Genomic DNA, 24,733 nt, shown 5'->3' on the forward strand with positions numbered 1-24,733 from the left:
CTTTGATTGATTAAGGTAAGAGGCTCTTCACGTTCACAGGTTGTGCTTCATTTTGCGCACTACCCTTCGGCTTGCCAGCGATGGCCAAACCAGAAACGCGATAGAAGTTGTAGTCAGGATATTTTCCTGGACCAGAGATCAACAAATGCTCTTTCTCATATACCAGGTTTTGACGCTTGAATTCCGCCATTTCGAAATCCGGTGTCAACTGGATCGCTGTTGTCGGGCAGGCTTCTTCACACATGCCGCAGAAAATACAACGCGAAAAATTGATGCGGAAGAATTCTGGGAACCAACGGCCATCTTCCCGCTCAGCTTTCTGTAACGAGATACAGCCAACCGGACAAGCCACAGCGCAAAGGTTACAAGCCACGCAACGCTCTTCACCATCAGGATCACGAGTAAGAACAATACGACCGCGGTAACGTGGTGGAACATAGGGCATTTGCTCGGGATACTGAATCGTATCGCGCTTACGCCACGCATGGGTAAATACCATCCACAAGCTGCGGAACTGGGAATATGTACCTTTCAATAATTTAATCATGTCTGTACCTCACCCTTAAGCCGCTGACGGTTCTAGCATAAGCACTACCGCAGCAGTAGCTACAAGGTTTACAAGCGTGATTGGCAAGCAAACGCGCCAACCAAAATCCATAATTTGGTCATAACGTGGACGGGGCAAAGCCGCCCGCACCAAAATAAACATCATGATAAAAAATGCTGTTTTGATGGCGAACCAGAAGAATGGCGGAATGAAACTTAAGAATCCAAAGGGTGGCAACCAACCGCCGAAGAACAATACGGTGATCAAGGAAGACACCAGCACTACGCCAATATATTCACCCACGAAGAACATACCCCATTTCAAGCCAGAGTATTCCGTGTGATAACCCGCAGCCAAATCTTGTTCAGCTTCAGGAGCATCGAAAGGTGAACGGTGCGTTACCGCGATGCCTGCTACAGCAAAGGTTAGGAAGCCGAGAATTTGTGGAAACACAAACCAGCAGTCCTTCTGAGCGTTAACGATATCGGTGAGATTGAAGGAACCGGTAATGGCCACAATGCCCATCAACGACAACCCCATAAAGACTTCGTAGCTAACGGTTTGTGCGGTAGCACGAACACCGCCGAGCAAAGCGTATTTGTTGTTCGATGACCAACCACCAAACATAACGGCGTATACCGCCAAGCCAGCCATTGCGAAGAAAAACAGGATACCTATGTCGAGATCGGCGGCGACCCAACCTGGAATGATGGGTACCACGGCGAACGACAAAAGCAAACCGCTCATTGCAATCGCCGGAGCTAACCAGAAGGTCAACTTGTCAACGAATGGAGGAGTCCAGTCTTCTTTGAAGAACATCTTGATCATATCGGCTGGCAACTGGAGCAAACCGAAAGGACCCGCGCGATTTGGACCGTAACGATCTTGCCACAACGCTAGCAAACGACGCTCAACAAAACTGAGGAACGCTGCGCAGACCACTACACCGAACAATACGATAAGTGCTTTAACAACTGACCAGACGATAGCGATAATTTCGGGAGTGAAAAACGACATTACACACCTCCCTTAAGACTAACAGCAGAGCCAGCGACAACTTTCGGCAAACCAGCCAAGACCGGAACACCTACCACGCCGACCGCTAAATCAGCAGCAACTTTGACTGGCGCTACAAACACGGCACCGTCAACTACCACTTCAGCGTTCTGACCGTTCACTAAACCAAGCTGTTGGGCATCTGCAGATGACACCGCAACGTAATTCGTTGGAACGCGTGTCGCAACCACTTCCGAGCGAGCAGACATTTCGTCACTGCCGTACAGGTGATAAAGCGGTGCTACTTGCAAGCCAGAAGCCGCCACAGGAACACTTGTAAAGTAATTAGCTGAACCTGTCGCTTCGATCAGACGAGTACCAGGATCACCTGCACGAAGACTACCACCCACTTCGTCTTGGAACTTGTTCCAAGCTTGCGGTGAGTTCCAACCCGGAGCCCACGCGAATGGGATCAGCTGGGTAGTATTTGTTGGGCCAGAAATACCTTCCATTGAGAAGGACATGCCTGAATCCTGATCTTGTGGTTGGCGAGGCTCGTGAACGGAGATGTTCGCACGCATTGAGGTACGGCCAGAATAACGGCGTGGCTCACGCGCGATCTTCGCACCCGCGATACGAATATCCGCATCAGGTGCTGCTTGAACAATTGTTGCTAATGCAGCATTTGAGCTAGCCAAATTCGCAGTTACATCATCCAACTGAGTCCAATCAACCGCTTTGTTATCCAAGGTTGATTTGATTGCGTGCAACCAACGCCAGCCTTCACGAATCAGAACTTCTGGCTTGTAGTAAGAGGGTTCGAACACCTGGAAGAAGCGTTGAGCACGACCTTCCATATTCACTAATGTACCGTCACCTTCCGCGAAGCTAGACGCTGGCAGTACTAAGGTTGCTTTTTCAGCGGTCGCGGTTGATTGGTGATCCAACACAACGACTGCTTTTGCCGCTTTCAGGGCTGCATCGACTAATTCTGCAGGAGCACGCTGGTAAAGATCGTTTTCAACGATAACCAATGCATCAGCTTGACCATCGCGCACCGCTGTTAAAACGGCTTCAACAGATTGGCCGCCTTGGGTATCCAACAAAGCGGTACCGAGGCTATTCGCTTCGAGCAGGGTTAAGGCAATGCCAACATCTTTTTCACGCTTCTTCAACGCATAAGCAATGTTTGCCGCTGCTTGAACAACCGCTTCGGATTTCAAACCAACACCAGAAATGACCAAAGGTTTTTCTGCCGCTAATAAGCCAGCTGCGATAGCTTGCGCTTGCGCAGCCAAGTCGTCAGACAAGCCAGAAACAGCGGGAGAAGCTGGGTCGATAATATTAGCCACCGCAAAACCTAAACGAGCAATGTCATTTGCAGAGGCACGCGCAGTGCTAGTTGCAACATCGTCCAAACGCGTTGCGTTAACGCTGGCGACGAACACAGGGCTCTTTTCAGATTGCGCAATGTTTTTAATAGGATAGGCGTTCCACTCAGGAACTTTCTTAGCGGCCGCCATTTTAAGAGCCAAGGTTTTGGCTGCTTGACGAACCGCCAAGGCTACGCGAGGTGCGGTTTGAGTAATGTCTTCACCCAGAACCAACACAGTATCGGCTTTCTCGATATCACGCAGGTTTGGGGTAGTAACACTACCCTCTTTCAACACCTTGTGAACCAAGCTATTGAGCGTTTGCTCTTGTGCAGATACACCATAAGAAACGTTTCCAGCACCCACCAAACTCGCCAACGCAAAATTGGTTTCGAGTGATGCGCGCGGAGAACCTATACCCAGAACACGTTTGCCGCGCAGCAATTCCGCGGCTTTATCCAGAGCAGAATCGATGGTGAAGCTCTCAGAGCTAGCGTTCAAGCGTGGTTTTGTTGGACGATCCTCACGGTTGACATAACCATAACCAAAACGGCCACGGTCGCAGAGGAAATAATGGTTTACCGAGCCGTTGAAACGGTTCTCGATGCGGCGGATTTCACCGTAACGCTCACCGGGGCTGGTATTACAACCCACAGAACAGTTTTGACACACGCTTGGAGCAAACTGCATATCCCACTTACGGGTGTAGTGGTCAGCATGAGTTTTATCGGTGAATACACCGGTCGGGCACACTTCAGTCAAGTTACCAGAGAATTCGCTTTCCAAATCACCACTTTCAGGGCGACCGAAATAGACATTGTCGTGAGCGCCGTAAACGCCGAAATCTTTACCGCCCGCGTAATCGTCGTAGTAACGAACACAGCGATAACAGGCAATACAGCGGTTCATTTCGTGATTTACGAAAGGCCCTAAATCCTGATTAACGTGAGTACGTTTGGAGAAACGGTAACGACGGGTGTTGTGACCGGTCATTACTGTCATATCTTGCAGATGGCAATGGCCACCTTCAGCACACACAGGGCAATCGTGCGGGTGATTGGTCATCAACCATTCAACCACGCTCTTACGGAAGGATTTTGCCTCTTCGTCTTTAATTGCAATGTAGGTTTTATCGTTGGCGGGTGTCATACACGACATAACCAAACGACCACGAGTGTCGTTTTCGTCATTGAATTGCTTCACAGCGCACTGACGACAAGCGCCAACAGAACCTAAAGCGGGGTGCCAACAAAAATAAGGAATATCGAGGCCGAGACTCAAACACGCCTCAAGGAGGTTGTCTGAACCGTCAACTTCGTATGTGTTACCGTCTACGTGAATGGTCGCCATTCTGCGTCTTACCTTTTCTTAAGGTCGTTACCGTTATAGTTATCAACGGATTTAAAGTTTAAGGTGATCGTGAAATCACCTCGTGAAAACTGCGCGTTTCTTACGTTTTAAGCTTTTATGCCCTTGGCGAATTCCGCCGGGAAGAACTTCAACGCGCTTTGCAGTGGTTCCATCGCACCCGGAGCGTGAGCACAGAATGTCTTGCCGGGGCCGAGGAAGCGGGTCAGTTGTTGCAAGGTGGCTATATCGCCCTCCTGCCCTGTTCCCGCTTCAATGGATTGCAGAAGCTTCACAGTCCAAGGCAAACCGTCGCGGCAAGGTGTACACCAACCGCACGACTCGCGTGCAAAGAACTGCTCTAAATTACGCACTGCTGAAACTATGTTTTGCTTATCATCAACCACCATGATCAAGGCAGTCCCCATACGGCTACCGGCTTTCATAATGGTGTCGTAGTCCATGGCCAAATCGAGGTGTTCTGGCATCAGGAAGTCAGTAGACGCACCGCCAGGTAACCAGCACATTAATTCGTAACCATCTGCCATACCGCCGCCGTGGGTATAAAGCAGTTCACGACCAGTAGTACCTATAGGCAATTCCCACAAACCAGTAATTTTTGCACGGCCAGAGATACCGTACATTTTGGTACCGGCGTCTGGACTTTTACCTTGCGACAAACCTTTGAACCAATCCGCACCGCGCAAGACGATAGCAGGAATGTTCATCAAGGTTTCAACGTTATTAACGATGGTTGGTTTGCCCCATGCACCTGCTTGTTGTGGGAATGGTGGCTTGGTACGAGGGTTGGCGCGACGACCTTCCAAGCAGTTAATCAACGCTGTTTCTTCGCCGCAAATATAACGGCCAGCACCCAAGTGAACATGAAGTTCAAAGTTGAAGCCCGAACCTAAAATATTTTCGCCAATATAACCAGCAGCTGTGGCTTGTTGGATGGCGGCGTTCAAACGCTCGCCAGCCAGTACATATTCACCGCGCAAAAAGATGTAACCCTTGGTTGCACCAATGGCATAAGCCGCGGTGATCATGGCTTCAACCAGCTGATGTGGAAGCTCTTCCATCAGGAAACGGTCTTTAAAGGTGCCCGGTTCCATTTCGTCTGCGTTACAAACGAGGTATTTTTGACCGGCATCTGGCCCCATAGGAATGAGTGACCATTTGATACCTGTAGGGAAACCTGCACCACCGCGACCACGCAAATTAGAAGCCTTCACTTCAGCTTGAACATCGGTCGGCTGCATGGCGATAGCTTTCTTCAGCGCAGAATAGCCTTCAAGCGCTTCGTAATCTTGAATGGTCAGTACAGACTTACCAGCCTTGGTATAACGCCAAGTAAGTGGGTGTGTTTCGGGGCCTACGTTTGTGAGGCCAACATTAATATTGGAGGTCATTTGTATTGCTCCAACACAGAATCGATATTGTCGGGAGTCACGTTAAAGTGAGTCGCGTCGTTAACCATCAACACCGGCGCCTTATCGCATGCACCCAGGCAAACAATAGGCAACAAGGTGAAGCGATCATCGGGGGTTGTTTGACCGGGTTTGATGCCCAATTTTTGCTGGAGAGCACCATACAATTGGTCAAAGCCCATCAAGAAGCAGCCGATGCTATCGCACACGGCAATTACATGGCGTCCAACGGGCTGACGATAGATACGGTTGTAGAAGGTGGCAACGCCCTCTACATCACCCGCACCTACACCGAGCATATCCGCGATAGCGTAGACAGCACCATCCGGCACCCAGCGACGCTGGCTTTGTACGATTTTCAACGCATCAATAATCGCAGCGCGAGGCTCTGCGTAATGATGAATCGCGTGTTCAATTTGTTCACGCTCGAAAGCACTGAACTCAAAGTCGCCAACGCGATCGCTGGCAATTGTCTGGGTAGTATTAGCGGTCAACATCGGCCATCACAAAGTCAATTGAGCCTAGGTAGGCGATAAGATCAGGGATCATAGAACCATTGATCACAGACGGAATTTGCTGCAAATGCGCAAAGCTGGGTGTACGAATACGCGTACGGTAACTCATGGTGCTTGCGTCAGAAGTCAGGTAATAACTGTTGATGCCTTTGGTGGCCTCAATCATCTGACAGCTTTCACCCGCTGGCATAATCGGACCCCATGAAACCGACAAGAAGTGGGTAATCAGGGTTTCGATATCTTGCAGCGTACGCTCTTTTGGAGGCGGACAAGTCAATGGGTGATCGGCCTTGTAAGGTCCTGCTGGCATATTTTCCAAGCACTGCTTGATGATGCGAACTGACTGATGCATTTCTTCAAGGCGCAATACCGCGCGCTCGTAGGCATCGCCATGCTGACCAACAGGAACATCAAATTCAAAATTTTCGTAGCCAGAGTAAGGGCGCGCTTTACGCAAATCGAAGTCCACGCCAGTCGCACGCAAGCCTGGACCTGTAACGCCCCAAGCGAAAGCGTCGTCTTTGTTGTATTTAGCAACATCGACGGAACGACCAACGAGAATGGAGTTTTGCAAAGCGGCTTTTTCGTACTCTTTCAAGCGACCTGGCAACCACTCAACAAATTCACGCACCAAACGATCCCAACCTTTTGGCAGGTCGTGAGCAACACCACCGATACGATACCAAGCTGGGTGCATACGGAAGCCGGTAATAGCCTCAATCACGTCATAGGCTTTCATACGGTCGGTAAACATAAAGAACACCGGCGACATTCCGCCCACGTCCTGAATATAGGTACCGAGGTACAATAAATGCGAGGTAATACGGAAGAACTCTGCCAGCATCACGCGAATAGTTTTAACGCGATCAGGCACTTCAATTCCCGCCAATTTTTCAACGGCAAGAACATAGGGCAAGTTGTTCATTACACCGCCGAGGTAGTCGATACGGTCGGTGTATGGAATGTATGAGTGCCATGATTGACGCTCAGCCATCTTCTCAGCACCACGGTGGTGGTAACCAATGTCTGGAACGCAATCGAGAATTTCTTCACCATCCAATTGCAACACTATACGGAACGCACCGTGCGCTGATGGGTGGTTTGGACCGAGGTTCAAAAACATGAAGTCTTCGGTGTTGTCTTTATTGCTGCGCTTCATACCCCATTCTTCAGGGTTGAACAACAAAGCTTCCTGCTCTAAATCTTGTTTTGCAGCATCAAGCTTGAAAGGATCAAACTCGGTAGCGCGTGCAGGATAATCTTTACGAAGCGGGTGACCTTCCCATTTAGGGGGCAATAAAATACGGGATAAATGCGGATGACCTTCAAATACGACACCAAACAAATCCCAAGCTTCACGCTCGTACCAGTTGGCGTTTGGCCAAATACCGGTCGCAGTAGGAACTTTTAAGTCATCGAGCTTGAGCGCAACTTTAATACGAACATCGCTGTTGCGGTCGATGGAAACCAAGTGGTAGAAAACAGTAAAGTCTTCAACAGGCATTCCCAAACGATTTTGGCGCAGGCGCTCGTCAGTCGCAGACAAGTCGTACAACATGACGAAGGGGCGTGGCAATTTGCGCAGGCAGCTCAATACATCGATCAGCTTATCGCGCGGCACCCACAGCGTAGGCACCTTATCGAGAGTGTTCTGAAACACAAAAGTCTCAGCGCCAAACTGCTCATGCAGTTCACGCACTACTTCATGCTCAGCGCCCGGTAGTGGGCTTGTGGTGACGTTTTCGGTCATTATTTACGGTCGCTTAGGCTAATTTTAAAATTAAACTTCGTCAGGTGTACGCAAGTTAACAGCGGCGATACGCTCCGGCTGCTTGCGGTCACGCTCAGGTTGCAACTCTGCACGGTAGACGCCCTGCTCACCCACTGTCCATGACAATGGACGGCGCTCTTCACCGATGGATTGTTGCAACAAGGTCAATGCTTGCAAGAATGCTTCAGGGCGAGGAGGACAACCAGGAATATACACATCAACAGGAAGGAACTTATCAACACCCTGCACTACAGAATAGATATCGTACATGCCGCCTGAGTTTGCACACGCGCCCATGGAAATAACCCACTTGGGCTCGAGCATTTGCTCATACAAGCGCTGAACGACAGGAGCCATCTTGATAAAACAGGTTCCCGCTACAACCATCAAATCTGCCTGACGGGGTGATGCACGAATTACTTCAGCACCAAAACGAGCGAGGTCGTGCGGGGAAGTAAACGCAGTCGCCATCTCAACATAGCAGCAAGACAAACCGAAGTTGTATGGCCACAAGGAGTTTGAGCGTCCCCAATTCACCACACCGTGAATCATGTCTTCAAGGCGACCCATAAACACACTTTTATGAACTTCGTCTTCCATTGGGTCCGCAACGACTTGTTGCGTTTGCATAGGATAAGTACCTTGTGCACCTTCTGGGTTGGCGCGAGTAAGCGTGTACTTCATTGATTAAACCTCAATTATTCTGCTGATTTATCGGCAAGGCGAGCGCGCGCAAGCTCAGCGCGACGATGACGCTGGGCTGGCGCCCAATCCAAACCACCGATACGAATCAAATAAACCAAACCTGCCAGCAGGATAGCGATAAATAAAACGGCTTCCGCAAAGCCAAGCCATCCGCTTTCACGAACAGAAACAGACCATGCGTAGAGATAAAGTGCTTCAACGTCGAAGATTACGAAGAATACAGCTACCAGATAAAATTTAGCTGAGAGCCTTAGACGGGCACTACCTTGAGAGACTACACCCGATTCAAACGGATCGTTTTTAGCTCTACCCCAGGCCTTACCACCGAGCCACTGGGGAATAAAAAGCATTACGAAGAGGAGGAAGCCAATTCCGCCGAGGTAGGCTGCAATTGACCAAAATTCAGTGCTGTTTTCCGGGGATAATGACAAGCGAATCACCCTACTTTTTAGATGAGAAAACAAAATGCGCAATTGGTATAAAAAGTAACCGAATCACGACATACCCAACAAAATCGGGGTGTAATATAGCAAAGATGAGGAATAACGACAAATTGTTATTCCTTCAAAATTCAGTTATTTGCACTACATTGAGCCGCAAATTCAGAATAATTTACCCCGCTGGCCCCAAGAGTTTTTAGTGTAGCTCTGCTATTCTAGGCGCCCTTCGTTTATACCAACAGAATTGCTCTTATGAATGACCCTCTAATTTCGCTTGTTGATATTGAACAAAAGTTGCAGCAAGAGTCGCCACAAAAAATCATTAAATATGCGCTCTCACAATTTGAAAATATCGCTATTTCCTTCAGCGGAGCTGAAGACGTTGTACTTATCGAGATGGCTCGCAACTATCGCCCAGACGTTCAGATTTTTTGTCTCGATACCGGCAGACTCCACTCGGAGACTTATCGTTATCTGGAAAAAGTACGTAAGCATTACGGTATCAAAATTGAGATCATGACACCCAACAGCGAAGCCTTGCACAAGCTAACAACCGAAAAAGGCTTGTTCAGTTTTTATGAAGATGGGCACCAAGAATGTTGCGGAGTTCGCAAAACCGAACCTCTCCGCAGAAAACTCGCAACTGTTGATGCTTGGATAACAGGCCAACGAAAAGACCAAAGCCCTACCCGCGCTGAAATTCCGGTAATCCAAAACGACACTTTGTTCGCTCGCCCGGAAGCCACACTCACCAAATTTAACCCCTTGGCGAATTGGACCTCGCAGGATGTGTGGGCCTACATCCGCATGTGTGAAATTCCTTATAACGAGCTTCATGAGAAAGGCTTCATTTCAATTGGCTGTGAGCCCTGCACTCGTCCCGTTGGCCCCAATCAGCATGAGAGAGAAGGCAGGTGGTGGTGGGAAGAAGCCACTAAAAAGGAGTGTGGGTTGCATTCCGGAAATATCCCCAGCCCAAAAATCTAAAATAATATAAACCTATAGCCTGAAACCTAGCGGTCGAAGGCATTTGTTTTAGCAAAACGCCGCTTGATGATGCGATGGTTTCAGGATGTCACGCTTTTCGTTAAAAAAATTTATGCCTCCCCCAGAGAAAGTGAAGAACAGCAGATCTTTGCGCTTTCTGGGAGATGTGCTGGACGACCCAAACCTATTCCATATGAATCGCCGGTCAGTTTCCAAAGCTTTTTTTTGGGGAATTTTTATCGGCTTGTTGCCGCCAGTGCCCGTTCATACGCCAGCGGCTGCAACGGCTGCTCTGGTAACGCGAGCTAATTTACCGCTGACAATTGCGGCTTGTTGGATCGCCAATCCCATCACCATTCCTTTCATCATGTACGCTTTTTATCACTTGGGGCGTTTGATTTTAAATTTAGAACCTGCGCCTGATATTGAATTTACCTGGGCTTGGCTTGTGCACGAATTCGAGGTGATTTGGAGACCTTATCTACTCGGCTCACTAATCGGTGCAACAGGAATATCCACCCTCGCCTATTTCTTATCAAATTACTTATGGCGATTAAATGTAAAGCGAAAGTGGACAGCGAGAAAAAATGAGCGTTTGAATAGCCATTAAAAAACTTTAATTACTCATAACGCAAAGCTTCAGCCGGTTGGACACGACTTGCTCGCCAAGCGGGATAAAGTGCCGCAAAGAAACAAATGAATAAGGATGTTGCAGAAACCTGCACAACGTCGAGCCAGGATAAATTGGATGGCAAATAACTAATTGGGTAAACATCCGAGTGCAAAAATTGGATGCCTAATATTTTTTCTAACCCAGCAATTAAATCAGTCACCACCCAAGACAAGATCACACCCAAGACCGCACCAATACTGGTACCGATCAAGCCAATCAGCCCGCCTTGAATCATAAAAATTCCGATAATTTCTTTGCTGGATGCACCTAGTGTGCGCAGGATCGCAATGTCACCTTGTTTATCCACCACAACCATAATTAAAGTGGACACCAGATTAAATGCCGCGATACCGATGATTAATAACAGCAGCAAGCCGACGAGATTTTTCGACATGTGAATGGCTTCATAAATCGTTCCATGTGTGCGCATCCAATGAGAGCCGAAATAACCGACTGGTAAGACATTGATGAGATCACTTACGATAGTCGGTGCTTCAAACAGATCATTTACCTTAAGACGAATTCCGCTCACCTTGCCTGGAAATTCCGACGCTTGCGAGGCGGTGTTTACATTCATTAAGGCAAGCGTTTGATCCACGTTGGTGTTACTTCTTAAAATGGCAACTACATCCAACATCAGTATACCCGGCGCCGAATTCGCATCGCTCGAACGCGGAATAATCAAACTAATTTTATCGCCAACGACTACACGAAGTTTGTCCGCAATTCCCTGACCAACAATAACGCCTTGAGGATTCCGATCAAGTTGTTCGAATGCCTTGGGCGGCAAATAATCTTCAAGAGAATTGAGGCGAGATTCTTGGGCTGGATCTACCCCGAACACATTAGCAGGAGCTACATGTTTTTGATGATTAAACAGCCCTTGAATTTGCACAAATGGGGCAGCTTCCAAAACGCGCTTATCTCGCTTTAATTGAGCGATAAGTGCGGTGGAATCTGTAATGCCTTCGCGATGATAAATCATCGCTTGCGGCATGATGCCCAAGATTCGTTCGCGCAATTCACGATCAAATCCGTTCATAACTGACATCACTACAATTAAAAGCGCAACGCCAATCACTAAACCTGCCGTGGACAGTGTGGATATAAACGATACGAGTTGGCTGTGCTTACGTGAAATACCGTAACGTGCACCGACCAAAAACGTAAATCGATTAAACAGTGCTTTCAATTTCATACCAAAACGCCATCAGCCAAGGTAAGCGTTCTATCCATTTTTGCTGCGAGTCGTAAATCGTGTGTGACAACCACGAAGCTGGTGCCTATAGATTGATTCAATTCCAACATAAGTTGCTGGATGCTATCGGCAGAGTGTGTATCCAAGTTTCCGGTGGGTTCATCCATCAACACACAGGCGGGCGAAGTCACTAAGGCACGAGCGATTGCGACACGCTGGCGCTCGCCGCCCGACAACTCAGACGGTTTATGATGCAAGCGGTGCCCCAAGCCCACTCGTTGCAACATTTGAGTAGATTTTTCTTGCGACTGAGCTTTGCTTTCTCCGCCAATTAATAAAGGCATGCACACATTTTCAAGCGCAGTAAATTCGGGAAGCAGATGGTGGAACTGATACACAAAACCCAATTTTCGATTTCGCAAAAAGCCGCGCGCATCTGCGCTCATTCTGGAAAGCACTTCACCTGCTACAGTCACTTCACCTGAATCAGGAACATCCAATCCGCCGAGAATATTCAGCAAGGTAGATTTTCCAGAACCTGAAGCGCCCACAATTGCAACACGTTCGCCAGAATTAATGGACATATTAATTGTGCGCAGCACATTTACTTGCAGCGCGCCGTCGCCGTAATGTTTACTGACATTTGCACAAGTCAAAACCGCATTTGTCGATGTTGTCATTGATTGATTATTCATAACGCAATGCCTCAGCGGGCTCAATTTTACTGGCGCGATAAGCGGGATAAAGAGTGGCTAGAAAACTTAAGACGAGTGCAGTTAGCGTAATCGTCAGCACGTCTTGCCACATTAAGTAGCTCGGTAAGCCCGTGATATAAAAAGTTTCAGGATCAAAAAAGTGAAAACCAAAGAGCGATTCAAGCACAGCCATAATCGGGTTGAGTAACCAGGTTAAAATGCATCCAGCAACTACGCCAACCAAAGTTCCCACAAAACCCACTGCACTGCCCTGAACAATAAAAATACCCATCACCTGTTTGGCCGTTAAGCCGAGCGTGCGCAACACGGCGATGTCAGATCGTTTGTCTGCGACCATCAACACCAAGCTCGAAACTATATTAAATACGGCGATAAAAATAAGAATGTTTAGCAATGTACCCGTGACGATTTTTTCCATCTTTACCGATTGGAAAAGACTGCCTTGGGTTTGGCTCCAATCTTTTACGCTATAGTCGCTGCCAAATTTTTCACGCAATTCTTTCATAACAGACGCGGCTTCATAGAGATCTGTTGTTTTAACATGAAGACCTTGCGCACCAGACACACGAAAGAATTTTTGCGCATCGTTTAAATGTATTAACGCCAAATTAAAATCAACCTGCCCACCCACTTCAAACACACCAACCAAAGTAAAATTTTTGTTGCGCGGAAAAACGCCAGCGGGAGTAATGTTGATATCAGGCGATGTAATCATCACCTTGTCACCCGGCGCCAAGCCGAGTTGGCGAGCCATCATGCTTCCCATTACCACGCCGAATTCACCGGGCTTGAGATTTTCGAGTGACCCCAAAAGCATATGCTTATCGATAACGGAGATTTTCAATTCTTCTTCAGGTAAAACACCTTCAATCTGAATGCCTTGAATATCACTCCCGTAACCCACCAAAGCTTCACTCGCAATATATGGCGCAGTACCTACCACTTTGGGGTGCTGTTGGACTTGTTGAGCGATTTGCTGCCAGTCATTCAGTGCAGGATCACGGTCAATGTATCCATGCGGGATAACGCTTAACAACCGCTGCTTCATCTCACGGTCCAAGCCATTCATGACAGACAACACGAGGATAAGTGCGGTTACACCCAGAGCCATCCCAATGAGCGAAAACGCACTAATGAACGAGATAAACTGATTTCGACGTTTGGCGCGGGTGTAACGCAAGCCGATATAGAGAGGTATGTTTTTCATCATGGGCGCATTAAACCGACTAAGGCCATGTATGTAAAGCTGAAGCTGACAAGCTCCGGATTATTCTCGCTGAAGATCCAAGTTTTCGCGGCAGACGTGAGCTTGTGCTATGTTTGTAACCATACCTGTTGATTTACAAGAGAAATGACCATGTCAGAACGACGCAGTTTTTTCCGGATTGATGAAACTATCGCCCTTGAGTTCAAAAAGGTTGACGAACTCGCTGCTAATAAAAGCGAACCAGAAGCACTTTTCAGCAACGCCAATTCCTTGAAGCTCTATTCGGAGCTAAAAAAAATAGACGCAGAAAATGCGCAGTTTATGTTTCAAATTAAGGAATTGAGTCGTCCACTTGCTGAATATCTGCACAATTTGAATCGAAAAATCGAACTGCTAGGCCAGCAGCTTATGGCGGACCAAAAGCCGCAACCACCCTCAAAAACGATTAAGCAGGTTAACCTGAGTGAAGGCGGAATTGCATTTGGTAGTTCGGGCGAGCTGAAAGTGGATGATTACATCGCTTTACGTATTGTTTTTTTGCCGAGTAACGCAGGCTTAATTCTTTTTGCCAAGATAATCCGCTGCGATTCCAGCAACACCGGCGAGTTCCAAGTTGCCGCCAAGTTTCACCGAATTACAGAAATTCAACAGCAACTGATAGGCCAACAAATCATGCGCGCCCAAATGGCGGAAAAACGCCGTCTTCAAGGAAATGCGTAAGGAATACCTATGAAAAAGATGATCTTATCCAGCGCTCTAAGCCTAAGCCTTTTAGGTGCAGCCGCTTTGGCGGACGACGTTAAAATTCCGTTAGGCGAACAAGCGGGAAGCCAACATATTGCTACACCCACAACAGGCTTAACCAAAGCTCAAGTTAAAAGCCAATACGGCGAACCTCAAAAAGAAAACCCCGCTAAAGGTAAGCCGCCTATTTCCAGCTGGGATTACGGAGAATTTACGGTTTACTTTGAGAGCGACCACGTAATTCACAGCGTTATTAAACCCAAGCTGCACAAAAGCGAGGAGATTAAAATAGAAACAACGGATGAGATGCCGGAAGAGAATTTAAAGCTGAAATAAAAAAAGCGCATCGAAGATGCGTTTTTTTTCGCAGTATCAAATCCTATCGACGACTAATACGATTCATTCCATCCAGAGCCGCTACTCGATAAGCTTCTGCCATGGTCGGATAGTTGAAGGTTGTTGTGAGGAAATATTGAATAGTATTGCCCTCGCCTTTTTGTCCCATAATGGCTTGGCCAATGTGCACAATTTCAGCGGCTTCAGCGCCAAAGCAATGAACGCCCAAAACCTCCAAGGTATCCACATGGAACAGCAGCTTCAACATGCCCACATATTCGCCCGATATTTGCCCGCGCGCAGTATTTTTGAAGAAAGCCCGGCCCACTTCATATGGAACCTTTGCTTGGGTTAGTTCGGTTTCTGTGCGACCAATAGAGCTGATTTCAGGTAGTGTATAAATACCGGTTGGTACGTTGGAAAGCTTGATGCACGCGTCACCCAAAATACCACCAGACACGGCACGACCTTGACCGTAAGACGCACTCGCCAAACCAGGCCAACCAATAACATCACCTACGGCATAAATATTCTCAACTTCGGTGCGATAGCAATCATCCACTTTTAAGTTGCCGCGATGATCCGCCTTCAAACCAATCGCATCCAAATTGAGCGTATGGGTATTACCGCTTCGGCCGTTACACCACAAAATTGCATCCGCACGTAAGCGCTTGCCGGATTTCAAATGCAGGGTCACGCTATGCTCGCTGGCCTCAATAGATTCGTATTCTTCGCCGTGGCGAACAGTCACACCGCTATCGCGTAAGTGATAACTCAACGCGTCCGAAATTTCGTCATCCAAAAATGACAGCAAACGATCGCGGTTGTTGATCAAATCAACGCGCATGCCCAAGCCAGAAAAAATCGAGGCATATTCACACCCAATCACGCCCGCGCCGTAAACAATTAAATGACGCGGAGTATGTTGCATATCCAAAATCGTATCGCTGTCGTAAATGCGGGGATGGGTAAAATCAACATCATCTGGGCGATAAGGGCGAGAACCAGTGGCGATAATAATATCTGACGCGCCGATAATTTCTTTAGCGCCGTCCGGTGCTACCAATTCAATTTCGTGTTTGTTAATAAAAGATGCATCACCAATGTGCACAGCCACTCGGTTGCGCACATAAAAGTTAGTGTGAAGCTCCACCTGTTTCGGGATAACGCGCGCAGCAGATTCCAGTACGCGGGGAAATGTCAGGCGGCGGGTATCGCCCAGCTCACGGAACAAACTGTTGTTTTTAAACTGGATAACTTGCTTAACAACATGGCGAAGGGATTTTGAGGGAATCGTACCTTTGTGAGCACAGCTGCCGCCAACCACAGTTCTGTTTTCGATGATTCCTACCTTTTTGCCCGCTTTAGCGGCAGCAATAGCGGAACTTTCACCGGAAGGGCCCGAACCAATAACCAAAACGTCGTACATGAAATCTGCCACTTTTTCCCCCTAGCGTTACTCTTGGTCAGGCGACAAGCCCGAGACATGAAACCATTGTAGCAACGAAAATCAGCAAATGCCTCAGAAGGCATAGGTGAAGATGTTACAGATCAACTTATGCTCAAGTTTTGCGCACACAAACGGCGCTTGAACAAATCCTTCAAACTCTAAGCAATTCCCTCTCCAGTCTTTCAATTGCCACATCAAATCTGTACCACAAATAGTGAGCTACAGAACCCACTTTTCACCAAGGCGCAGGTACAATGTGCCCCTCGCAATTACAGGTTGAAAAGCGCTTTACGATGGTCTCTATCAACAATCCTCCCGTATCGTCCCGCTCTGGTAATAGACAAAGCTGGGGGCAACTGCACGGCAGTGCGCAGGCACTCGCCATACTGAACGGCGCTTACGCCACCCAAGGTTTTAGTTTGGTGGTCACCGCCGATACCAGCAGCGCGCTTCGTCTGGAAACTGAACTTATGTTCTTTAACCAGCGCGAGGACTTTCCGATATTGCACCTCGCTGATTGGGAAACACTTCCCTACGACACCATTTCGCCGCATCAGGACATTATTTCTGATCGTTTAAAAACGCTTTACCAACTTCCTCAAACCCAGCAAGGGATTTTGGTCGTTCCTGTGACGTCTTTGTTACAGCGATTAATGCCGTCCGATTACTTAATCGGTAACAGCTTAATGGTGGAGTGCGGGCAACGAATTGATATAGATGCAATGCGCCGCAACTTTGAGAAAGCCGGTTACCATTGCGTTGATACAGTCTACGAGCACGGCGAATACGCTGTGCGCGGCGCGCTGCTGGATATATTCCCTATGGGCAGCGAGCAACCTTACCGTTTGGATTTGTTTGACAACGAGATTGAAACACTACGCACTTTTGATCCTGAAACACAATTAACCGTTGAACAAGTCAACAGTATTCAACTGCTACCCGCAAAAGAATTTCCACTCGACAAAATTGGCATTCAGCGTTTTAAACAACATTGGATGGAGAAATTCGATGTTGACCATAAGGCCTGTTCCATTTTTCAGGATGTAAGCGCCGGCATATCACCACCGGGCATTGAATATTATTTGCCGTTGTTTTTTGAAAACTGCAGCACGCTCTTCGATTACTTGCCGAAGAACACACAAATATATGGCTTGGGTGATATTGAAAAAGCCGCCGAAAACTTTTGGCTTGAGCTTTTACGCCGGTATGAAAGCCGCAGGGTAGACCCACAACGCCCTATTCTTGCACCCAAAGAAATTTATTTGGCGATTGATGAGCTTTTTGGTCACCTCAAAGATTATTGCCGCACCTTTATTGTTTCAGAAATATTGGAAGAAAAAGCTGGTAACACGAATTTTTCAAGCCAGTTACCACCAAGCATGCCGATTCGTTCGCAAGCGGAAAATCCGCTCACTGCGATTCAAGCATTTCTATTTGAGTTCAGCGGGCGTGTGCTCTTTTGCGCAGATTCTGCCGGTCGACGTGAAAGCTTGCTGGAATTGTTAAGCCGAATTCGTGTAACACCCACGATTATCGATAGCTGGTCAAATTTCATTAGTGGCAAAGAAAAAATAGCCATTACCACTGCACCGCTTGAGCAAGGCTTGCTACTCGAGGAACCTTCAATTGCGCTTATTACTGAAACGCAATTATTTGGCGAACGCGTGCAGCAAACACGCCGCCGCAAACAAAGCCAGGACAACTCCGATTTAATTGTTAAAAACCTGACAGAATTAAAAATCGGTTCGCCAGTTGTTCACATAGATCACGGTGTAGGCCGTTACCGTGGATTGGAAACCATCACGATTGACGACCAAACCAACGAATTCCTAACGCTGGAGTACGCGGACGAAACCAAACTCTACGTTCCCGTGACCAATCTGCATTTGATCAGCCGCTACAGCGGCACCGATGAAGAATTAGCGCCGCTACACAAACTCGGTAGCGAGACCTGGCAAAAAGCCAAACGCAAAGCGGCGGAACAAATTCGCGATACAGCCGCTGAATTGCTGGAAGTTTACGCTCGCCGCGCTGCGAGAAAAGGCTTTGCGTTTGCCGATCCCAAAGAAGCTTATTTAAATTTTGCGGCGAGTTTTCCCTTTGAAGAAACGCCAGACCAGCAACGCGCGATTGAAGCCGTTATTGCCGATATGCTTTCGCCAAAACCCATGGACAGATTGGTGTGTGGTGATGTAGGTTTTGGTAAAACTGAAGTCGCCATGCGCGCGGCTTTTGTCGCAAGCCACGCCGGTAAGCAAGTGGCGATTCTTGCGCCCACCACATTGTTGGCACAACAACACTACGAATCATTGAAGGACCGCTTTGCGGATTGGCCGATTACCATTGAAGTGCTCTCGCGTTTTAAAACCGCAAAAGAAGTTAACGAAGTAAAACCGCGTATTGCCGAAGGCAAAATCGATATTATTGTGGGCACTCACGCCCTGCTCTCGCCTGATATCAAATACAAAAATCTAGGCCTGTTAATTATCGACGAAGAGCATCGCTTTGGCGTTCGTCAAAAGGAACAACTCAAAGCCTTGCGTGCTGAGATTGATATTTTAACGCTCACTGCAACACCAATTCCGCGCACCTTGAATATGTCCATGTCAGGCATTCGCGATTTGTCGATTATCGCAACGCCACCTGCACGCCGCTTGTCTGTAAAAACTTTCGTGCGCACACACGATGACAACATCATTAAAGAAGCGATCCTGCGTGAAATTTTGCGTGGTGGCCAAGTTTATTATTTGCATAACGAAGTTAGCACCATTGAAAAAACGGCGCGCGATTTACAAGAGCTTGTACCCGAAGCGCGCATTGTGATTGGCCACGGCCAAATGCGTGAGCGCGAACTTGAGCGTGTTATGTCTGATTTTTATCACAAACGTTTTAATGTGATGGTGTGTACAACGATTATCGAAACGGGTATCGACATTCCCAACGCAAATACGATTGTAATTCATCGCGCCGATAAATTCGGTTTGGCGCAATTACACCAACTGCGCGGACGTGTTGGTCGCTCGCATCACCAGGCTTACGCTTACCTTTTAACGCCTGACAAACGTTCAATGACGGCCGATGCTGTTAAACGCTTGGAAGCTATTTCCGCCGCCGAAGATTTAGGTGCGGGTTTCACTTTGGCGACCTACGATATGGAAATTCGCGGCACCGGCGAATTGCTCGGTGAAGAGCAAAGCGGGCAAATCCAAACCATTGGCTTCACGCTTTACATGGAAATGTTAGACCGTGCTGTTAAAGCTATTCGCAAAGGCAAAATCCCTGACCCAACCAATGAATTCGATGGCATGGTGGATGTTAACCTGCGCATTCCAGCGCTCATCCCATCGGATTATTTGCCCGACGTTCAATCGCGCCTGATTATGTACAAACGATTGGCCAACGCCGAAACCGACGAAGCCTTGCGCGAATTGCAGGTGGAGATGATTGATCGCTTCGGTTTATTGCCCGAGCAAACCAAAAATCTCATTCGTGTCACGCAAATAAAACTTAAAGCGCAGACCATTGGCATTACCAAATTGGAAGCTGGCGCCCGTTCCGGCGTGATTGAATTCAGCAGCGATACGCGCGTTGAACCGCTCACCATCGTAAAAATGGTGCAAGCAGCTCCTCATGCCTATAAATTGGAAGGCGCAAACAAGCTAAAATTTACGCTGCCCATGGAAACTACCGAGCAACGATTGCAAGAAGTCACTGGCTTGCTCGACAAATTAATGCCTTAATCGCTTAATAAATAATCGAAAGCTAGAGAATTGATTATGCCCCTACAAAAATACGTCAGATTCATTGTACTGCAGTTAGTCTTGCTGGCATTTGCCACCTGCAGCCACGCGCAAACTGATACAGATACACCACAAAACCACGAACGCGTGTATCAAGTCGAGTTAATTGTGTTTTCACGCCCCGAAATTAATCCGCAAGAGGCTTGGCCAACAGACGTGAAGCTGAGTTACCCCGATAATCTTGTCAGCTTAAAAACGGATAACAGTTCCGAGGGCTTTAGTCTTCTGCCTGCGAGTGAGCGCACATTGAATGCCCAGGCAGCCACCCTTGCGCGGAGCGGCACCTATTCTGTGCTCTACCACCAAGCTTGGCGTCAAACCATTTATGCGCGCAAAACACATATTTTTATCAGCGGCGGTAAAAACGTGGGCGGGCATCAGGAATTAGAAGGCAGTATCGCCCTGAGCGTTGGGCAATATTTAAAGATTCAAACGAATTTGTGGCTGTCGCAATTTGCGCCTGCTGGAACAAACCTGACCGAATCTTGGCCAAGCTTGCCGCCACTGCCTTTTGCAGAGGCTACGACATCAGACAAAAGTCAGGACTACTTGATTAAACGCATTGTAAAAGTAAGCCAGGAGCGCAGCATGCGCAGTAACGAGGTGCACTATATTGATCACCCGCTGCTGGGAATTGTGGTAAAAATCATTCCCTACGATACGGCAGGAAAAATTAACTAGACTGACACCTGAGAACACATCTAAAGATCAACCTTTTCGGTATCAACTTATCAACCAGAACAAAGCCATAGTGCACGAAGGAGTTCTTACATGAGCATTAGTCCATACGCGGGCAAATTACTACCACAGGAAATGCTGGTAGATGTCACTCTGCTGACCGCCGCTTACTACGATAAAAAACCTGACCCCGGCATTGCCGAACAGCGCGTCAGTTTTGGTACTTCTGGCCATCGCGGCTCCGCGTTAAAAACCAGCTTCAACGAAAACCACGTACTCGCCATTACCCAAGCGATTTGTGATTACCGCAAGCAAGCAGGAATTACCGGTCCACTCTATGTTGGGATTGACACGCACGCGCTGTCTGAACCCGCTCAAATCAGCGCAGTAGAAGTTTTTGCCGCGAATGGTGTTGATATCTTTTTGGCGACCGGTGGCGAGTTCACTCCAACTCCCGCGGTGTCTCACGCGATTCTGACTTACAACAAAGGTCGCACCAATGGCTTGGCCGACGGTGTTGTGATTACTCCTTCGCACAACCCGCCCGATAACGGTGGTTACAAATACAACCCAACCAACGGCGGCCCAGCGGACTCTGACGTGACCAATTGGATGCAAGCGCGCGCGAATGAGCTTTTGGAAAATAACTTGCGCGATGTAAAACGCATGGAATACCGCGTTGCCATAAAAGCACCAAGCACCCATCACCACGATTACATCAGTCATTACGTGAAAGATTTAATTAACGTGGTGGATATGAATGCAATTCGCGATGCGGGCGTACGTTTGGGTGTAGATCCATTAGGCGGCGCTGGTTTGCGTTACTGGAGTGCGATTGCTGATTTTTATAAAATCGATTTGCATTTGATCAATCAAATCATCGACCCAACCTTTGAATTTATGCCGGCCGATTGGGACGGAAAAATTCGCATGGACCCTTCTTCTGCTTACACCATGCAAGGCTTGCTCGCCAAACGCAACGATTACCAAGTCGCCTTCGCGTGCGATGCCGACCACGATCGCCACGGCATAGTGACGCCAAGCGCAGGTTTATTACCACCGAACCATTATTTAGCGGTGGCGATTGAATATTTATTTTCCAACCGTCCGCAATGGGGTGCGAAAACCGCTATTGGTAAAACCGTTGTGAGTAGCGCCATGATTGATCGTGTAAGTGAAAAGCTTGGCCGTCGCTTGCATGAAGTCCCTGTCGGATTTAAATGGTTCGCACCCGGTTTGTTTGATGGTTCTTTAGGTTTTGGTGGCGAAGAAAGCGCGGGTGCATCGTTCCTGCGTATTGATGGCAGTGTGTGGACAACTGACAAAGACGGTCTGATTCCAGCGCTTCTGGCAGGTGAAATTGTGGCTAAAACGGGTCGCGATCCTGGCCAACACTACAAAGCGCTAGCCGACGAATTTGGTCATGCAGCAGAAAGCCGCGTAGAAGCACCTGCAAACACCGCGCAGAAAAAAGCGCTTTCAAAATTGTCGCCAGATCAAATCACTTCGACAGAGTTGGCGGGTGAAAAAATTGAAAGCATTATTACCCATGCACCGGGGAACAATGCAGCAATTGGCGGCATTAAAGTATCCAGCAAGAGTGGTTGGTTCGCCGCGCGCCCATCGGGTACTGAAGATATTTATAAAATCTACGCAGAAAGCTTTAAAGGAAAAGATCATTTGCAACAATTGATTGCCGAAGCGCAGAAGATTGTAGACAAAGCGATCAGCTAGTAAACAAGCAATTCGCTAAAACAAAAAAGCCGCTATCTACAGCGGCTTTTTTGTTTAGATTTTAATTTCAAAATCATCGGCATCCATGTAGGCAGGAAATTTCTCGCGATGCTCGTTTAATTTATCTGCAAATAATTCCACGACAAATGCGCCCGGTTCTTGCGAAGTAAACACAGTCTCTCCCAGTGAACTGAACACGCTCGAATCGCCAGAATAATGTTGGTGCTTTTCATCCATGCCGACGCGATTAACACCAGCGACATAAGCTAAATTTTCAATAGCGCGCGCCTGTAGCAGGCGATTCCAATGTAGTGCGCGAGCGCTTGGCCAATTGGCAACGTAAATCGCCAAATCATAGTCATTACGATTTCTGCTCCACACAGGGAAACGCAAGTCGTAACAAATCATGGGCAAAACTCGCCAGCCTTTGAGCTCGACCAGCACGCGTTCGTTGCCACTTGCATAGCGTTCATGCTCACCTGCCATGCGGAATAAATGGCGTTTGTCATAATGAATATAGGTTCCATCGGGGCGCATCCAAACTAGACGATTAAAATGTTGATCACCTACTTTTACGACCAAACTACCCGTCACCACCGCGTTCAATCTCTTCGCTTGATCTGCCATCCATTGATAAGCCGTGCCATCTATACGCTCTGCATAATTGCGCGCGTTACTACAAAAGCCCGTGGTAAATACTTCTGGCAGAATAATGAGGTCAACATCCTTTAACGAGCTCATCGCTTTCGAAAAAGTATCTAAATTGTGTTGGGGATTGTTGGGAACAATTTCTTGTTGGATAAGCGCAAGTTTGAGATTTTGCATGAGGGACTCTCGCTACTAAACGGCTTGCTTGTGACAGTTGATCTCCAACTAAGCCGCAGAAGATTTTTTTAAATGTAGCCCAAAAAACGCGATAACAAAAGCGGCGAATGAGGAAAGGCTCGCGACCAAAAATGTGAGACTTGCGCTGTGATCCCAGAGAAAACCACCGATTAAGGCGCCAAGCGCGCCACCCGCGCCAAAGCCGAGTGAGCTGTAAAGCGCCTGCCCCTGCCCTTGATGTGCACCTTTAAAATGACTACGGACAATTTCGATTGACGCAGCGTGAGCAATGCCGAAACTCACCGCGTGCAACAGCTGCGCAAATAACAAAACACTTAACCACTGCGCGCAATAGCCAATCAAATACCAACGGCAGGCTGTGACAAAAAAAGTAACCAGCAGCAAATTCCGCACATCAAACCTGTGCATGATTTTTGGCATCACCAAAAAGATAGCAACTTCAGCCAAGACTCCAAGCGCCCAAAGTAAACCTGTGGATGTACTGGAGTACCCGTAGCCTTCCTGCAAATACAAACTGTAAAAGGTGTAATAAGGCCCGTGGCTTAACTGCAACAAAAAACTCGCCAACAAAAAGCAGATGATTGCGGGTTGCGCCACCAAATGAAAAAAGCCTTTGCTGGGCTCAGCACTTTTTGCAACGGGAACCGCTTTTAAAGACAAGCTGGATAAAAATATCAACAACAGAAAACTTAAAATGGCGAGCGGCAAAAACCGAACGGGCAAAAAATCAAACAACAAGCCCAGCCCAACGACCGCTGCCATAAAACCTATGGAACCCCATAGGCGAATTTGGCCGTAGCGTTGGTATTGATTGCCCAGATAAGACAAGGTGATAACTTCGAACTGCGGCAAGACCGCGTGCCAAAAAAAGGTGTAACAGCTAATGACCAACACCAGCCACGCATAATCATGGCTAATTAACACACCCGCAAAGCAAACGCAGGCTATGGCACTACCTTGGCGAATTATGCGTAAGCGCTGTTGCGTTTTATCCGCAAGCCAACCCCAAAAATTGGGCGCAATAATACGCGTACCTAAAATAATAGCGGTGATAAAACCAACATCTTTGGAGCTGTAGCCCAAGGATTTTAAATACACGCCCCAGTAAGGTGTGAGTGAACCCACAACGGCAAAATAGAAAAAATAAAAACTGGAAAGACGCCAATACGGAAAGGAATGTGGAACAGCAGATGTATTGGGCATAGTTGCTTAAAGCTGGAATCGCTAAAGATGTGAACCG

Annotated in this window: 21 protein-coding genes; 7 read left to right on the forward strand and 14 right to left on the reverse strand. The window is 47.7% G+C overall.

Annotated features, from left to right (window positions below; translation table 11 throughout):
• Positions 1 to 10 precede the first annotated feature (10 nt).
• The 8 genes from nuoI to ndhC all read right to left on the reverse strand — a co-directional run bounded on the left by nuoI (position 11) and on the right by ndhC (position 9,076).
• Positions 11 to 547, reverse strand: coding sequence for an NADH-quinone oxidoreductase subunit NuoI (nuoI, locus tag U1F02_RS01210; protein ID WP_409988526.1), 537 nt, complete (start codon positions 545 to 547; stop codon positions 11 to 13).
• Between the two features lie 15 nt (positions 548 to 562).
• Positions 563 to 1,564, reverse strand: coding sequence for an NADH-quinone oxidoreductase subunit NuoH (nuoH, locus tag U1F02_RS01215; protein ID WP_409988527.1), 1,002 nt, complete (start codon positions 1,562 to 1,564; stop codon positions 563 to 565).
• A complete protein-coding gene (gene nuoG / locus U1F02_RS01220) occupies positions 1,564 to 4,266 on the reverse strand; it encodes an NADH-quinone oxidoreductase subunit NuoG (RefSeq protein ID WP_409988528.1) in 2,703 nt (900 codons plus the stop codon). The genes nuoH and nuoG overlap by 1 nt, the downstream gene beginning before the upstream one ends.
• 107 nt (positions 4,267 to 4,373) lie before the next feature.
• Entirely contained in the window at positions 4,374 to 5,675 is a 1,302-nt protein-coding gene (gene nuoF, locus U1F02_RS01225; protein ID WP_409988529.1) for an NADH-quinone oxidoreductase subunit NuoF, read from the reverse strand.
• Positions 5,672 to 6,190 carry an NADH-quinone oxidoreductase subunit NuoE gene (gene nuoE / locus U1F02_RS01230; protein ID WP_409988530.1) on the reverse strand — a complete coding sequence of 173 codons (519 nt, stop codon included), beginning with the start codon at positions 6,188 to 6,190 and terminating at the stop codon, positions 5,672 to 5,674. The genes nuoF and nuoE overlap by 4 nt, the downstream gene beginning before the upstream one ends.
• Positions 6,177 to 7,958 carry an NADH-quinone oxidoreductase subunit C/D gene (nuoC, locus tag U1F02_RS01235; protein ID WP_409988531.1) on the reverse strand — a complete coding sequence of 594 codons (1,782 nt, stop codon included), beginning with the start codon at positions 7,956 to 7,958 and terminating at the stop codon, positions 6,177 to 6,179. Before nuoC ends, nuoE begins: the two co-directional genes overlap by 14 nt.
• Before the next feature lie 30 nt (positions 7,959 to 7,988).
• Positions 7,989 to 8,609: a NuoB/complex I 20 kDa subunit family protein gene (locus tag U1F02_RS01240; protein ID WP_409989054.1), complete on the reverse strand. Its 621-nt coding sequence runs from the start codon at positions 8,607 to 8,609 to the stop codon at positions 7,989 to 7,991.
• Positions 8,610 to 8,677: 68 nt separating this feature from the next.
• Positions 8,678 to 9,076 carry an NADH-quinone oxidoreductase subunit A gene (gene ndhC, locus U1F02_RS01245; RefSeq protein WP_409989055.1) on the reverse strand — a complete coding sequence of 133 codons (399 nt, stop codon included), beginning with the start codon at positions 9,074 to 9,076 and terminating at the stop codon, positions 8,678 to 8,680.
• A 300-nt stretch (positions 9,077 to 9,376) separates the two neighbouring features.
• Between ndhC and U1F02_RS01250 the strand changes: the two genes are divergently transcribed.
• Both U1F02_RS01250 and U1F02_RS01255 read left to right on the forward strand, forming a co-directional pair.
• A complete protein-coding gene (locus tag U1F02_RS01250) occupies positions 9,377 to 10,111 on the forward strand; it encodes a phosphoadenylyl-sulfate reductase (RefSeq protein WP_409988532.1) in 735 nt (244 codons plus the stop codon).
• 112 nt (positions 10,112 to 10,223) lie between these two features.
• Positions 10,224 to 10,721 carry a DUF2062 domain-containing protein gene (locus U1F02_RS01255; RefSeq protein ID WP_409988533.1) on the forward strand — a complete coding sequence of 166 codons (498 nt, stop codon included), beginning with the start codon at positions 10,224 to 10,226 and terminating at the stop codon, positions 10,719 to 10,721.
• A 10-nt stretch (positions 10,722 to 10,731) separates the two neighbouring features.
• Here the strand turns inward: U1F02_RS01255 and U1F02_RS01260 are convergent, their stop codons facing one another.
• From U1F02_RS01260 to U1F02_RS01270, 3 genes are read right to left on the reverse strand one after another with little or no spacing between them, the layout of a single operon-like run.
• The gene (locus U1F02_RS01260; protein ID WP_409988534.1) at positions 10,732 to 11,982 is read right to left on the reverse strand and encodes a lipoprotein-releasing ABC transporter permease subunit; all 1,251 of its coding nucleotides are present in this window, start codon (positions 11,980 to 11,982) and stop codon (positions 10,732 to 10,734) included.
• Positions 11,979 to 12,677, reverse strand: a complete 699-nt coding sequence (gene lolD, locus U1F02_RS01265) for a lipoprotein-releasing ABC transporter ATP-binding protein LolD (protein ID WP_409988535.1) — start codon at positions 12,675 to 12,677, stop codon at positions 11,979 to 11,981. The genes U1F02_RS01260 and lolD overlap by 4 nt, the downstream gene beginning before the upstream one ends.
• On the reverse strand, positions 12,670 to 13,905 hold the full coding sequence (locus tag U1F02_RS01270; protein WP_409988536.1) for a lipoprotein-releasing ABC transporter permease subunit: 1,236 nt from the start codon (positions 13,903 to 13,905) through the stop codon (positions 12,670 to 12,672). The genes lolD and U1F02_RS01270 overlap by 8 nt, the downstream gene beginning before the upstream one ends.
• A gap of 150 nt (positions 13,906 to 14,055) precedes the next feature.
• Between U1F02_RS01270 and U1F02_RS01275 the strand changes: the two genes are divergently transcribed.
• Positions 14,056 to 14,625 carry a PilZ domain-containing protein gene (locus U1F02_RS01275; protein ID WP_409988537.1) on the forward strand — a complete coding sequence of 190 codons (570 nt, stop codon included), beginning with the start codon at positions 14,056 to 14,058 and terminating at the stop codon, positions 14,623 to 14,625.
• Between the two features lie 9 nt (positions 14,626 to 14,634).
• Positions 14,635 to 14,985 carry a hypothetical protein gene (locus U1F02_RS01280; RefSeq protein ID WP_409988538.1) on the forward strand — a complete coding sequence of 117 codons (351 nt, stop codon included), beginning with the start codon at positions 14,635 to 14,637 and terminating at the stop codon, positions 14,983 to 14,985.
• A gap of 43 nt (positions 14,986 to 15,028) precedes the next feature.
• Here the strand turns inward: U1F02_RS01280 and sthA are convergent, their stop codons facing one another.
• Positions 15,029 to 16,426 carry a Si-specific NAD(P)(+) transhydrogenase gene (gene sthA / locus U1F02_RS01285; RefSeq protein ID WP_409988539.1) on the reverse strand — a complete coding sequence of 466 codons (1,398 nt, stop codon included), beginning with the start codon at positions 16,424 to 16,426 and terminating at the stop codon, positions 15,029 to 15,031.
• 263 nt (positions 16,427 to 16,689) lie between these two features.
• Here sthA and mfd point away from each other — a divergent pair, with 263 nt between their 5' ends.
• The 3 genes from mfd (at position 16,690) to pgm (ending at position 22,647) form a co-directional block, all read left to right on the forward strand.
• A complete protein-coding gene (gene mfd / locus U1F02_RS01290; RefSeq protein ID WP_409988540.1) occupies positions 16,690 to 20,175 on the forward strand; it encodes a transcription-repair coupling factor in 3,486 nt (1,161 codons plus the stop codon).
• A gap of 36 nt (positions 20,176 to 20,211) precedes the next feature.
• Positions 20,212 to 20,916 carry a CsiV family protein gene (locus U1F02_RS01295; protein ID WP_409988541.1) on the forward strand — a complete coding sequence of 235 codons (705 nt, stop codon included), beginning with the start codon at positions 20,212 to 20,214 and terminating at the stop codon, positions 20,914 to 20,916.
• A gap of 90 nt (positions 20,917 to 21,006) precedes the next feature.
• Positions 21,007 to 22,647 (forward strand): phosphoglucomutase (alpha-D-glucose-1,6-bisphosphate-dependent), encoded by a 1,641-nt coding sequence (gene pgm, locus U1F02_RS01300; protein ID WP_409988542.1) that lies wholly within the window; start codon positions 21,007 to 21,009, stop codon positions 22,645 to 22,647.
• A gap of 54 nt (positions 22,648 to 22,701) precedes the next feature.
• Here pgm and U1F02_RS01305 read toward each other — a convergent pair whose 3' ends face one another.
• Positions 22,702 to 23,472, reverse strand: a complete 771-nt coding sequence (locus U1F02_RS01305) for an amidohydrolase (RefSeq protein ID WP_409988543.1) — start codon at positions 23,470 to 23,472, stop codon at positions 22,702 to 22,704.
• Between the two features lie 48 nt (positions 23,473 to 23,520).
• Positions 23,521 to 24,696, reverse strand: coding sequence for an MFS transporter (locus tag U1F02_RS01310; RefSeq protein ID WP_409988544.1), 1,176 nt, complete (start codon positions 24,694 to 24,696; stop codon positions 23,521 to 23,523).
• Positions 24,697 to 24,733: the final 37 nt, after the last annotated feature.

This window comes from Cellvibrio sp., assembly GCF_046347455.1.
Lineage (GTDB): Bacteria > Pseudomonadota > Gammaproteobacteria > Pseudomonadales > Cellvibrionaceae > Cellvibrio.

Excerpts from the sequence above, each read along its gene's own strand:
- nuoI (WP_409988526.1), bottom strand. The coding sequence starts at position 547 with ATGATTAAATTATTGAAAGGTACATATTCCCAGTTCCGCAGCTTGTGG.
- nuoH (WP_409988527.1), bottom strand. The coding sequence starts at position 1,564 with ATGTCGTTTTTCACTCCCGAAATTATCGCTATCGTCTGGTCAGTTGTT.
- nuoG (WP_409988528.1), bottom strand. The coding sequence starts at position 4,266 with ATGGCGACCATTCACGTAGACGGTAACACATACGAAGTTGACGGTTCA.
- nuoF (WP_409988529.1), bottom strand. The coding sequence starts at position 5,675 with ATGACCTCCAATATTAATGTTGGCCTCACAAACGTAGGCCCCGAAACA.
- nuoE (WP_409988530.1), bottom strand. The coding sequence starts at position 6,190 with ATGTTGACCGCTAATACTACCCAGACAATTGCCAGCGATCGCGTTGGC.
- nuoC (WP_409988531.1), bottom strand. The coding sequence starts at position 7,958 with ATGACCGAAAACGTCACCACAAGCCCACTACCGGGCGCTGAGCATGAA.
- U1F02_RS01240 (WP_409989054.1), bottom strand. The coding sequence starts at position 8,609 with ATGCAAACGCAACAAGTCGTTGCGGACCCAATGGAAGACGAAGTTCAT.
- U1F02_RS01250 (WP_409988532.1), top strand. The coding sequence starts at position 9,377 with ATGAATGACCCTCTAATTTCGCTTGTTGATATTGAACAAAAGTTGCAG.
- U1F02_RS01255 (WP_409988533.1), top strand. The coding sequence starts at position 10,224 with ATGCCTCCCCCAGAGAAAGTGAAGAACAGCAGATCTTTGCGCTTTCTG.
- U1F02_RS01260 (WP_409988534.1), bottom strand. The coding sequence starts at position 11,982 with ATGAAATTGAAAGCACTGTTTAATCGATTTACGTTTTTGGTCGGTGCA.
- lolD (WP_409988535.1), bottom strand. The coding sequence starts at position 12,677 with ATGAATAATCAATCAATGACAACATCGACAAATGCGGTTTTGACTTGT.
- U1F02_RS01270 (WP_409988536.1), bottom strand. The coding sequence starts at position 13,905 with ATGAAAAACATACCTCTCTATATCGGCTTGCGTTACACCCGCGCCAAA.
- U1F02_RS01275 (WP_409988537.1), top strand. The coding sequence starts at position 14,056 with ATGTCAGAACGACGCAGTTTTTTCCGGATTGATGAAACTATCGCCCTT.
- U1F02_RS01280 (WP_409988538.1), top strand. The coding sequence starts at position 14,635 with ATGAAAAAGATGATCTTATCCAGCGCTCTAAGCCTAAGCCTTTTAGGT.
- mfd (WP_409988540.1), top strand. The coding sequence starts at position 16,690 with ATGTGCCCCTCGCAATTACAGGTTGAAAAGCGCTTTACGATGGTCTCT.
- U1F02_RS01295 (WP_409988541.1), top strand. The coding sequence starts at position 20,212 with ATGCCCCTACAAAAATACGTCAGATTCATTGTACTGCAGTTAGTCTTG.
- pgm (WP_409988542.1), top strand. The coding sequence starts at position 21,007 with ATGAGCATTAGTCCATACGCGGGCAAATTACTACCACAGGAAATGCTG.
- U1F02_RS01305 (WP_409988543.1), bottom strand. The coding sequence starts at position 23,472 with ATGCAAAATCTCAAACTTGCGCTTATCCAACAAGAAATTGTTCCCAAC.
- U1F02_RS01310 (WP_409988544.1), bottom strand. The coding sequence starts at position 24,696 with ATGCCCAATACATCTGCTGTTCCACATTCCTTTCCGTATTGGCGTCTT.